This is a genomic window from Cytobacillus gottheilii (genome assembly GCF_001636345.1).
Taxonomy (GTDB): domain Bacteria; phylum Bacillota; class Bacilli; order Bacillales; family Cytobacillaceae; genus Cytobacillus; species Cytobacillus gottheilii.
The window spans coordinates 3219994-3231835 of sequence record NZ_KV440945.1; the positions used below are offsets into that span (position 1 = coordinate 3219994).

Annotated in this window: 8 protein-coding genes; 3 read left to right on the forward strand and 5 right to left on the reverse strand. The window is 38.4% G+C overall.

All coding sequences use genetic code 11. The annotated features are described in order from the left end of the window. Window positions 1-12 precede the first annotated feature (12 nt). The 4 genes from A6754_RS15545 to A6754_RS15560 form a co-directional block, all read right to left on the reverse strand. Complete coding sequence (locus A6754_RS15545; protein WP_066447658.1) at window positions 13-1560, reverse strand: alpha-amylase family glycosyl hydrolase; 1548 nt, start codon at window positions 1558-1560, stop codon at window positions 13-15. Window positions 1561-1620: 60 nt separating this feature from the next. Continuing rightward, window positions 1621-2463: a sugar ABC transporter permease gene (locus A6754_RS15550; RefSeq protein WP_066447660.1), complete on the reverse strand. Its 843-nt coding sequence runs from the start codon at window positions 2461-2463 to the stop codon at window positions 1621-1623. A 2-nt stretch (window positions 2464-2465) separates the two neighbouring features. Beyond that, window positions 2466-3749, reverse strand: a complete 1284-nt coding sequence (locus tag A6754_RS15555) for a carbohydrate ABC transporter permease (RefSeq protein WP_066447662.1) — start codon at window positions 3747-3749, stop codon at window positions 2466-2468. Window positions 3750-3909: 160 nt separating this feature from the next. Beyond that, a complete protein-coding gene (locus tag A6754_RS15560) occupies window positions 3910-5202 on the reverse strand; it encodes an extracellular solute-binding protein (protein WP_066447664.1) in 1293 nt (430 codons plus the stop codon). Window positions 5203-5649: 447 nt separating this feature from the next. Here A6754_RS15560 and A6754_RS15565 point away from each other — a divergent pair, with 447 nt between their 5' ends. Continuing rightward, entirely contained in the window at window positions 5650-7428 is a 1779-nt protein-coding gene (locus A6754_RS15565; protein ID WP_066447668.1) for a glycoside hydrolase family 13 protein, read from the forward strand. A 41-nt stretch (window positions 7429-7469) separates the two neighbouring features. Further along, window positions 7470-8822 (forward strand): MATE family efflux transporter, encoded by a 1353-nt coding sequence (locus A6754_RS15570; protein WP_066447671.1) that lies wholly within the window; start codon window positions 7470-7472, stop codon window positions 8820-8822. A 65-nt stretch (window positions 8823-8887) separates the two neighbouring features. Here the strand turns inward: A6754_RS15570 and asnB are convergent, their stop codons facing one another. Then, window positions 8888-10732 (reverse strand): asparagine synthase (glutamine-hydrolyzing), encoded by a 1845-nt coding sequence (gene asnB / locus A6754_RS15575; protein WP_066447674.1) that lies wholly within the window; start codon window positions 10730-10732, stop codon window positions 8888-8890. Window positions 10733-11225: 493 nt separating this feature from the next. On the opposite strand from asnB, the gene A6754_RS15580 reads away from it, so the two are divergent. After that, window positions 11226-11789: a DUF2777 domain-containing protein gene (locus A6754_RS15580; RefSeq protein ID WP_066447676.1), complete on the forward strand. Its 564-nt coding sequence runs from the start codon at window positions 11226-11228 to the stop codon at window positions 11787-11789. Window positions 11790-11842 lie beyond the last annotated feature (53 nt).

Below are 11842 nucleotides of genomic sequence, written 5' to 3' on the forward strand. Positions count from 1 at the left end.
TAAAACCGTATTTTAATTTGTTTCGGGTTCGTTTTGTTTTGATCTTTTTTTGACAATAATTAAAAAAGCAATAAACGCCACAATAATTCCAACCATAATGGCTATATGTGTAAAATTAATGCCCGTTTTTTCTGCTAATACATAAACCTCAGCTTCTTCACGATCTGTTACAATCGTATAATTTCCATCATTATCACTTCGGACAAGGTCGCCATTTAAAAGACCCCTTAATTCCATGTCAGCAGGTATATCCTCTTCTGTTAATACGACAGTTTGAGTTTTAGATGTATTATTTAATGCTACTATACTTGTTTCATCTTCATAAACTCTTTTATACAGAGCCATCCCCTGGTCTTCGTTTAATAATTCCATTGAACCTCTAGTTAAAGATGGCAGTTCATTGCGTACCTCGCCTAGCTTTGTTATATACTCGATTAACTCTTTGTCCGTGCGGAAGTCCATTTGCTTGCGGTTATCTGGATCTTCTCCGCCATCTAAGGCAATTTCACTTCCATAATAAACAATCGGTATTCCAGGCACAGTGTACAGATAGGAAAGAGCCATCCTCCATCTCGGCCCAGGATGCTGATTTTTAAGAATTGCATCTCTCGTAAACCGGGCAGTATCATGGTTGTCCATAAACGTTCCTAATAGATATGGCTGTTCATATATTTGTTTATTATTTTCCCAAGTCTGAAATAGCCAGTGCAGGGACTGATCTGGTTCTGCAAATGCAGTTCTTAAATGGTCATTTAAGGGATAATCTACAAATCCATCAATACCCGTTTCAGCATAATCTGCTATATATTCAGGATCTTCAGCCCAAACTTCTCCAAGTAAATAAAAATTGTCTTTTACACTTTTCACTTCTTTGGAAAATTCAGTCCAAAACGCTTTCGGAACATGCTTAACCGTATCTAGGCGATAGCCATCGATATCTGTTTCAGTAATCCACCATTTTGCTGCATCAATTAAGTAATCTCTCACTTCAGGATTTTCTTGATTTAAGTCAGGAAGTCCGTAAATCCAGCCATTTTCAAGCTCTTCTTGATCTGACCAGTTCGTAATTTCCTTCTTTTCATGGAACCAGTCTGCTTTCTCGGGGTCTTGAGCAAATTCATGCTCTGTTCCGGTGTGATTGACAACAAAATCAAGAATCACTTTTATATCACGCTTGTGTGCTTCTTTTACAAGTTCTTTAAACTCATCCATCGTTCCAAAATGCTCTTCGGTATTATAAAAATCATTAATCCAATATCCGTGATAGCCCATATCCTGATTATCAAAAACAGGAGTCAGCCAAATAGCTGTAAACCCCATTTCTTGAATATAATCAAGCTCATCCATCACACCTTGAAAATCACCGCCGTGGTAAGCTTTAGGATCCTTTACATTCACTTTAAAGTCATTGGAGTTATCTCCATTGCTAAAGCGATCAATCATTAAAAAATAAATTGTTTCATCTTGCCAGCTACGCTCTTCTTTTTCAACTGCTCCTACCGGTAGGGCGCAAAAAAGAAGAAACGGGATTAAGATGAGAGTCCATACTCTGAATTTCATCGCCGCTCCTCCTTCAGTTTCAAGCAAAGTATTGCTTGTAAATTGTTCAGCCCTTTAAGATTAGCCTTTTGTTCCCCCAGCCGTCAAACCAGATACAAAATATTTTTGGAAAAACAAGAAAAGAATTGCGATTGGGATCGCGATCAGCACAGAACCAGCTGCAAATTTTGTAAATTCATTACCAAACTGTTTTGCTACCATCTCATATAACCCAACTGCCATCGTGAACTTTTCATCTGTTCTAAGAATAATTCTCGCAAGAATGAAATCACCAAATGGTGCAATGAATGAAAATAACGCCACAACTGCCACAATGGGTTTTGCAAGCGGCATAATGATTTGGAAAAAGACTCTAAAGTGACTTGCTCCATCCATGCGTGCTGATTCATCAAGCTCTTTCGGAATCGTATCCAAATATCCTTTCATCAGCCAAGTGTTCATTGGTATTTGACCGCCAACATATACAAGAATTAATCCAAGATGTGTATCAATTAAACCTGTTCTTGTTGCAAGAACGAAAATAGCAATAAGAGCTGCAAAGTTAGGAATCATCTGTAAGATTAAAAACGTAAGCAAACCATTTTTTCTGCCGACAAAACGGTATCTTGAGAAAGAATAAGCTGTCAATGAAACAGTAATGACGGTTAAGATCATTGTCATGACACTAATTTTCAGAGAGTTAAGATACCATTTCACATAATTCGATTCTTCCATATCAAACAAATATCGATAGTGATCTAGAGTTGGATTTTCAGGAAACATTTTGCTTCCTGATAAACTCTGCCCCGGATTAAAAGATGAACCAATTACCCAAAGAAGGGGGTAAATAACAATTAATACCACAAACGCAATAATTAAATAGGATACAGTTAAGCGAACGATTTTATTTTTTTTCATACTCATAGCTACATCATATCCTCTTCTTTAAATGATTTTGTTTGTTTGAATTGCCATAAGGCGATACTTATAACAATTAAAGATAGAATCATCGTAATAGCTGCTGCTTTCCCATATTGAGCAGATGTCATGGTCAATTTATAGATCCATGAAATTAAAATATCCGATCCCCCGGCATTTTGCCCTGGAAGTGCAGGTCCTCCGCCATTAAAGAGGAAGATAACATTAAAGTTGTTAAAGTTAAACGTGTACTGTGTAATAATGATTGGCGCTGTCGCAAATAACACAAGCGGTAAGGTAATCTTTCTGAACTTCTGCAGCATGGATGCCCCGTCTACAGTTGCTGCCTCGTAGAGTTCATCTGGTATAGACTGAAGAACACCTGTTGTCATGGCAAAAATGAATGGGAATCCAAGCCAGGACTGAATGAAAATAAGGGCAAGCCTTGTCCAGCCTTCCTCTGTCATCCATGGGATTGCTCCAATGCCGATTGCATCAAGCAGGGTACGATTAATGACACCAAATGATTCGTTAAACATTCCTGAGAATATTAGGATCGAAATAAAGGATGGTACTGCCCAAGGTAAAATTAATACCGTTCTAATAATGGCTTTTCCTTTTAAATCCTTTTGATTGACTAAGATTGCCAGGAAGATACCAAGTGCAACCTGCAATGTAGTTGCTCCAAAAGTCCATACAATCGTCCAGCCAAATACACCAATGAATGTTTCTCTCCAAAGATCCAGCTTGAAGATATCAATAAAGTTTTGAACACCGATCCAATCAACAAGCTTAGCCGGCGGTGAATGATATAAATCGTAATTTGTAAAGGAAAGTAAGATAACGAAAAGAATTGGGAAAATAACAACAAAGACTAAAAGAAAAAATCCCGGAGAAATCATTAAATATGGAAAACCGCTATCAAGTAAATTATGATACTGTTCTTTTACGCTATTTAACTTTCTGCCTTCATCCCGTTTTCTTCCATTGCTTAAGGCATCATAAATATTAAATGCGTAAATAACGAGACCTAAAGCTGTTACAATGAGAGCTATAATTCCATCAATCAATAAGAATATGGAATGATCTAGATTCGGAATTTCACCTAGTGTTAACAGGCCCCAAAACCCCCACGATAATGTATCTGTAAAGGCAATAAAGAAGGAAGCCGTTAAAATGAGAAAGATGATTCCCTTTAAGTATTGTTTATTATAAAACTGCCCTATGCCTGGTAAAATCGACAGCAGTGCAGCATTTCTGCCATGGTTAGTTTTAATAGTATGTTCGGTCATTGGTACATCCCTCCTCCTCTATGAAAGAGAAAGTTTATTATAATTTAAAAGCGGCAAGGGTCTTGCCGCATCATGATTGTATCAGTTTAATCTAAGCATAGGGCAATACTCTATTTGAGAGCATTGCCGCTATTTTATGTGTTCTAGATTCTTTTATTAATTAGTTGCCTGGATGGTTTGTTTCAATATTCGTTTTAATTGTTTCAACAGCTTCATCTAAAGCCGCTTTTGGATCAGATTTACCAGTAGCAATTGTCTGCAGTGCAGATGCCATTGGTGACCAAACTTCTCCCATTTCAGGAATGTTTGGCATTGGAATTGCATATTGAGATTGTTCTGCAACAGCTTTTGCAGCCTCATTTTCCGCAATAATCGGATCATCGATTAGTGATTTCACCGGTGGAATTTCTTGTGTTAATTCAAAGCGAGTTTTTGCATTCTCTTCGTTTGTAATATGCTCAACAAATTTTGTAGACCAGTATGGGTTTTTCGTGAATTGTGTTACATGCCAGCCTTTAACACCCATAAATGTTTTTACAGGCTCTCCATTTGGAAGCTTCGGCATCGGAGCAACCCCAACATCAATTCCAGCGTCCTTCATTCCTTGAAGTGCCCAAGGGCCATTCATGACAGAAGCAGCATTTCCTTCGTTAAATAATCCGTCTCTAGCCGCTCCGCCTGTCTCACCGATAATTCCGCTTGGGAATAATCCGTCAGCATACCATTTTTGAATGAACTCAGCGCCAGCAATTGCACCTTCATTATTTAAACCAATGTCATTACGGTCTAATGCACCTTCATTGTCTTTAAATACATATCCGCCCATTCCGGCAAGATAGCCATGAGCCATATAGAAATCATCTAATACTGCGATAAAGCCATATTGATCACCGCTCGTAAGCTCTTTTGCCTGCTCGTATAACTCATCCATTGTCTCAGGCGCTTGATCCATTAATGCTTTATTATAGATAAATACTGGTGTTTCAGTTGACTTTGGAAGTCCATATAATTTGCCGTCAAACATTTGAGCAGAAATGGATGACTCGCTGAATGTATCTAAAACCGCATCTTCTACTTGGATTTCCTGCAGAAGACCTTCTGTTACTACCTGACCAATTTGATCATGAGGTAGAGTAACAACGTCTGGAGCATTTCCAGCCGGACCATCTAATCTTAATTGATCACGAATCTTGTCGGCCATATTTAATTCAACGTATTCTACTTCAATGCCATATTCTTCTTCAAATGACTCAATGGCAGGTTCTAAGGCAATGCCTTTATCTACATCTTCCCAGACAACAAGCTTTTCTGGTTTTGGCTCTTCACCTTGATTTTCTGTATTATTATTTTCGTCTTCTGTACTTTGTTCTCTTGCTTCTCGATCTGGACCACATGCTGCAAGCAATCCTAATAGTAAAACCAGCATCATAAAAATAGATAATGATTTTTTCATGGTATTGCCCCCTCCTAATAGTTATGTTTCTATTGTCATTGTACAACCGTTTGCACAAAAATGTAAGCGTTATTATTGCATTTGTAAAAAATAATTGCTTACCTTTTTATCCATTTACTTTTCACTCTAACTATCTGTTTAATTCTTAGTGAAAACGATTGCACAATTTCAATCTTTATTATACAGGCTTTTTTTGTTTTGACAATATTTTTTTTATGCTCTTATTGAAATATGCTGAGCTAATCAGATATTCCCTATAATTTTTTTTTGCATATTAGTGCTCCATTATTGCATATATTCAACAGTTACATGCCATTCTATATATTTTAAAGCTTCTAAAATTCTTTATGGATTTTCGTCTAATGCAGAGCTAAAAAAAATAGATAATGAATCTTTCTGAAAATATGTTATAATGCAACCGATTGCACTAAAAGGAGTGATATAGATATGGAAAAATCCTCGATTATCCATTTCCCTGCAGATCAATTTGTGTATGCTGCAGACAATAAGACCTTACATATAAAAATTCACACAAAAAAGGATGATATTCTGTCCGTCAGTCTGCTCCATGGAGATCAATATATATGGGAAGATGGCAAATGGGTTTACGAACAAACAGAAATGAAAAAAGCGGGCAGCGATCTTCACTATGATTACTGGCTTGCAGCCATTACGCCTCCTTACCGCCGCAGCAGATATGGCTTTGCACTTACAAATGAAAAAGAAACAGTGATACTAACTGAAAAAGGATTTTATGATACACCCCCTGCTGATTCAGGCTATTATTTCAACTTTCCTTATCTCCATGAATCTGAAGTCTTTCAAGCTCCGGCATGGGTGAAAGACACCGTATGGTATCAAATTTTTCCTGAGAGATTCGCAAATGGGGATACGACAATAGATCCGGAAGGCACATTGCCTTGGGGAAGTGAAGAGCCTACTCCTGCTAATTTCTTTGGCGGAGACTTTGAAGGTGTTATTGAGCACCTTGATTATTTAGTAGAGCTTGGCATTAATGGCATCTACTTTACGCCTGTCTTTAAGGCATATTCGAACCATAAATATGATACCATTGATTATCTTGATTTAGATCCACAGTTTGGCACAAAGGAGACATTAAAGAAGCTGGTAGCTGAATGCCATAAACGAGGCATACGTGTCATGCTTGATGCTGTATTTAATCATAGTGGATACTACTTCCCTCCTTTTCAGGATGTATTAAAAAACGGGGGCCAATCACAATATAAAGACTGGTTTCACCCGCACAGCTTTCCACTGGACACAAAGGCTGAACGCCCAAACTATGAAACCTTTGCCTTTGTTGGTGCGATGCCAAAATTGAACACTAAAAATGCAGATGTAAAAAACTACTTATTGAAGGTAGCGAAATACTGGATTGAAGAGTTCAATATTGATGGCTGGAGATTAGATGTTGCCAATGAAATCGATCATCAATTCTGGCGTGAATTTCGGCAGGCTGTCAAAACCGTTAAACCGGATTTATATATTTTAGGAGAAGTATGGCACAATTCAATGCCATGGCTGCGCGGTGATCAATTCGACGCTGTTATGAATTATCCTTTCACTACCAATGTCCTTAACCTTTTGGCTGCAAAAACCATTACAGCCCAGCAATTTGCTGATAATATGACCGCTGTCCTTCATAGTTATCCATCAACCGTAAATACAGCTGCCTTTAACTTGGTCGGCAGTCATGATACTCCAAGAATTTTAACGGAATGCGGAGACAGTAAGGATCACGTGAAATTAGTTTTCACATTGTTATTTACGTTTATCGGCTCCCCTTGCCTTTATTACGGGGATGAAATTGGTTTAAATGGCGAAATGGACCCTGGCTGCCGTAAATGTATGATTTGGGATGTGGAAAAACAGGATCGAGATATGTTTTCGCATGTACAGAAACTTATTTCTCTTCGCAAGTCGGAAAAGCTTCTTGCAAATGAAGGTGAGCTTGAGTTTTTAAAAACAGACTTCCCTGGTCTTGTTGCGTTTGGGAAATTCACGACTTCTAAATCTGTGATCGTGCTGGTGAATGCATCGGATGATGAAGTATTTTACACATTGCCTTACTCATTAAAAGGGCAGCTTGTCCGCAATTTATACAGTAATGAAGACTTTGCTGGAGAAGCAGATACTCTCCAAGTGAAACTGAAAGGACTTGATTTTTCTATTTTGTCTATTGACCATGCAAATCCCATCCTTTAAAATTGGAATTTAGTTTAAGTCAACAGTCAGGAGAAAATTGAATGAGTCAAAATCAGAAAAAGCTCACCTTATTTGCTTTAACATGGCCGATTTTTATTGAAGTCCTCTTGCATATGCTTATGGGGAATGCAGATACATTAATGCTCTCCCAGTATTCTGATGATTCTGTTGCTGCCGTTGGAGTGGCTAATCAAATCCTTTCATTGGTCATTGTCATGTTTGGTTTTATAGCGACAGGCACCGCCATACTAATTGCTCAAAACATTGGTGCAAACAGACTTCAGACTGCAGGAGAGATTTCTGTTGTTTCACTTGCTGCCAATCTTGTGTTTGGAATCCTATTAAGTATTTTGCTGTTTTTCACTGGAAAACCTTTATTGCTTTTAATGGATCTGCCAAGCGAGCTGCTGGATGAAGCCTATATTTATTTAGTTATTGTTGGCGGTTTTTCCTTTGTTCAAGCAGTCATTATGACGATTGGTGCAACAGTCAGAAGCTATGGTTTTACAAGAGATATTATGTACATTACGATCGGGATGAACATCCTTAATGTGGTTGGAAACTACCTCTTTATTTTTGGTCCTTTCGGATTTCCCGTATTAGGGGTTGAAGGAGTTGCCATATCGACTGCTGTCAGCAGATTTATTGGTCTAATCGTTTCTATTATGGTTCTCGTTAAAAGAACAAACGGTGCACTTCCTTTCAAAAAGCTATTTCAGCTGCCTAAGGAGCATATACGCAATTTGTTAAAAATCGGAATTCCCTCTGCAGGTGAACAGCTGTCCTATAATGCTTCCCAAATGGTGATTACGATTTTTATTGCTGCTCTAGGCACCGAATCATTAACGGCCCGAGTATACACACAAAACATCATGATGTTCATTTTTCTCTTCAGTGTCGCAATTAGCCAAGGTACACAAATTTTAATTGGCCATATGATTGGTGCAGGCAAATTTGAAGAAGCTTATAAAAGATGTATGCAAAGCTTACGTTTAGCGATCGCCATTTCTTTAGGTACAGCCATTTTATTTTCCATCTTTTCCGAGAATCTGCTTGGTATTTTCACATCTAACCCAGAAATCATTGAAACTGGTGCATTTCTGATCCTGCTGACGATTATATTAGAGCCTGGACGCTCATTTAATCTCGTCGTTATAAACTCTTTGCGTGCGGCTGGAGATGTGAAATTCCCTGTGTATATCGGAATCTTATCCATGTGGGGCGTAAGCGTAACCCTATCCTATCTGCTCGGAATCCATTTTGGACTTGGGCTGACTGGCATTTGGATTGCATTTATTGCTGATGAATGGCTGCGAGGCATTCTCATGCTTTTCCGCTGGAGATCAGGTGTCTGGAGAAGCAAAGGCTTTGTGACAGCAAAGCAGGGTGCGTAAATTGATTTTTTTATTAAAAGAATAAACAAAGAGCCAGCATTCCTATGCTGGCTCTTTGTTTACCCTTAATCAACTATATTAATATTGTAATCTTTTACCCAGAAGTGTATTTGTGCAAGATGAGCAAGCAGCTGCGGTCCTGTCATCAGCTGACCAAACCAAGGCTCTTTAAAAGCTTCCCCTTTTGTTTCAATGATGCTTTTCAGCTTTTTCTCGTCAAAAAGCTCATATAGAACCGAAGAACGATCTTCTAAAATCTCGCTTAGCATCTTTTGTACCGCGTTCGTATAAGTAGGATTATGTGTCTTCGGGTAAGGACTCTTCTTCCTATAAAGAACCTCATCTGGAAGAATGCCCTCTAGTGCTTTTCTCAACAGCCCCTTTTCCCTGTTGCCATGCATTTTCATATCCCATGGAATATTCCAGACATATTCAACTAGACGGTGATCTGCAAACGGTACACGCACCTCAAGACTTGCTCCCATACTCATACGGTCCTTGCGGTCAAGCAGCGTCGTCATAAAGTAAATCATATTGATATAGAAAAGCTCTCTGCGCTTTGCATCAATTCCGCTTTCCCCTTCAAGTCTAGGAGTCTCGGCAATTGCTTGATTGTATTTATCAATTGTATAATCTTTTAAATTTAATTTTGATTGCAAGTCTGCTTTCAATAACCCTTGACGCTCATTAATCGACCTCATCCATGGAAAGCCCTCGCGGCTTAAATCGTCTGGTCGATGGAACCAAGGGTAGCCGCCGAAAATTTCGTCTGCGCATTCACCAGATAAGCTGACCGTATAATCCTTCTTAATTTCACGGCAAAACCAAAGAAGTGATGAGTCAATATCCGCCATCCCAGGCAAATCTCGTACATGTACAGCTTCGATTAAATGTTCTGCAAGCTCCTCTTGTGTAATGATCGAGCTATGATGCACAGTATTAAATGTTTCCGTCATTTTCTGAATAAATGCGGCATCTGAATTTGGCTGAAAGTCATTTGCTTTGAAAAATACATCATTGCCCTCATAATCAATTGAGTAAGTATGAAGTTTTTTTCCTTCTGCCTCATATGTCTTTGCAGCAATGGCCGTGATGGCACTTGAATCTAATCCTCCCGATAAAAAAGTACATAAAGGTACATCTGATACAAGCTGTCTTTTAACTGCATCTGTAAACAGCTCTCGTACTCTTCCTGCGGTATCTTCAAGCGAATCGGTATGCTGTGCGCTTTTGACATTCCAATAGCGTTTTATGTTTATGCCTTTCTTTGTAACCGTCATGGCATGTGCTGGCCGAAGTTCCTTTATTCCTTTAAACACACCAGAGCCTGGAGATCTTGATGGCCCAAGACCAAATACTTCTGAGAGTCCTTCCCGATCAATTTCTGTTTTCACTTCTGGATGAGCCAGTATCGCCTTTAGCTCTGAACCAAATAAAAGTCCCGCTGAAGTTTCTTTATAGAACAAAGGCTTAACTCCAAGACGGTCTCTCCCGATAAAGAGCTGATTTTTATTAGCATCCCAGATGGCAAATGCAAAGATCCCATTTAAGTGATCAACGCAATTTTCTCCCCATTCAATATAAGAAGTCAGCAAAACCTCTGTATCAGAATGACCTTTAAAAGAATATCCTTTTATAAGGAGTTCTTTTCGGATGTCTTCCGTATTGTATAATTCGCCATTATAGCAGATGGTATAGCTGCTATTTCTTTTTTCAATTGTCATTGGCTGTATGCCGCCTTCTGGATCTACAACCACAAGACGCTTATGGCCAAAACCAGCATGCTCAGCTGCCCATACATTTGTATCATCCGGCCCTCTTTTTGAGAGTGTCTCTGTCATTTTTCCAAGGATTTCAGTTTGATTACTTATATTGTTGTTAAAATCAATCCAGCCTGTTATACCGCACATGCAATAATCATCCTTTCTGTCCGTATCAATCTCGGGTGGCCGTTTTCGCAGGGCAATAAAATTTACGAATTCCTTTGTCCTATTCACCCAATTTCAAAGTGAATAATTGGGCACTTTCACATGGATTTATTGTATGCAGGAAATGGTCATTGGTTAATTGTCCTATGCTGAATTATGGGCAAAATTTACAAACCATGTTGATCTTCCACATTAAGCTTATTTAAGGGCCTTTAAAAAAATGATACTGACATTATTGCATATGAAAGGAAGTTGTTTGTGGTAAGGAGGGTGAAACCCTTATAGCAAAGGCGTACCATCTGCCTAAAAGAAGCAATAATCCTGCAGCGAAAATATTCTTTTTTGCTGAAATCACATGAGCTGAAAGGGTATAAAAAGGACATTAGATGTCAAGAAAGAAAGTTGACGTATTATTCTTTAATCATCGCTTTTTTAAATCGCGAAGTTGAAATCAGCATGAAAGTGGAGGTAGTTTATGAAAAAACAGCAGCGAATAAAATTGATTGAATATCAAACCCGTGCTTTCACAGAAGGCAATGTAGAATATATAAATGATCAATGGATCTTCTTTGACCGGGAAACAGATGAGGCAGCTATGTTAGACGATTATCTCCATATGGAAATAGAGTTAGCACGCCATAAAAGGTGGAAAAAAGGAAAATTGGCTGGTGAAGGAAAGATTGCCTGTTCTGATGAGCTAGTGTTTTTAAGGGATCAAGATACCGTCCGCATTCGAAAATCGCTCGTATTTGCATTAGAAAAACTGCTGGATGAATTAAATGATGATGCTTTTTACCAATTTGTAACCACCCTAAATTCCATGCAGTTTTCAATTTATGATTGCATCTACTGTTACAATCAATTAACTTTTGTACATGATGAAGACAGAAAATCCGGTGTTAATTTCATTATATTCGACAATCAGGAGCATATATGCAGTGTCCAGCATCATTTTAGCTATTACGAAGGTATAAGTGACCGTTTTGAATTTACATTAAATACGGGGAAAAGAATGGTGATTGAGAAGATATCATCATAAAAAGGATGCAGCGTCCAGCTGCATCCTTCTTATTAATTTACTCTTTTGGGAAC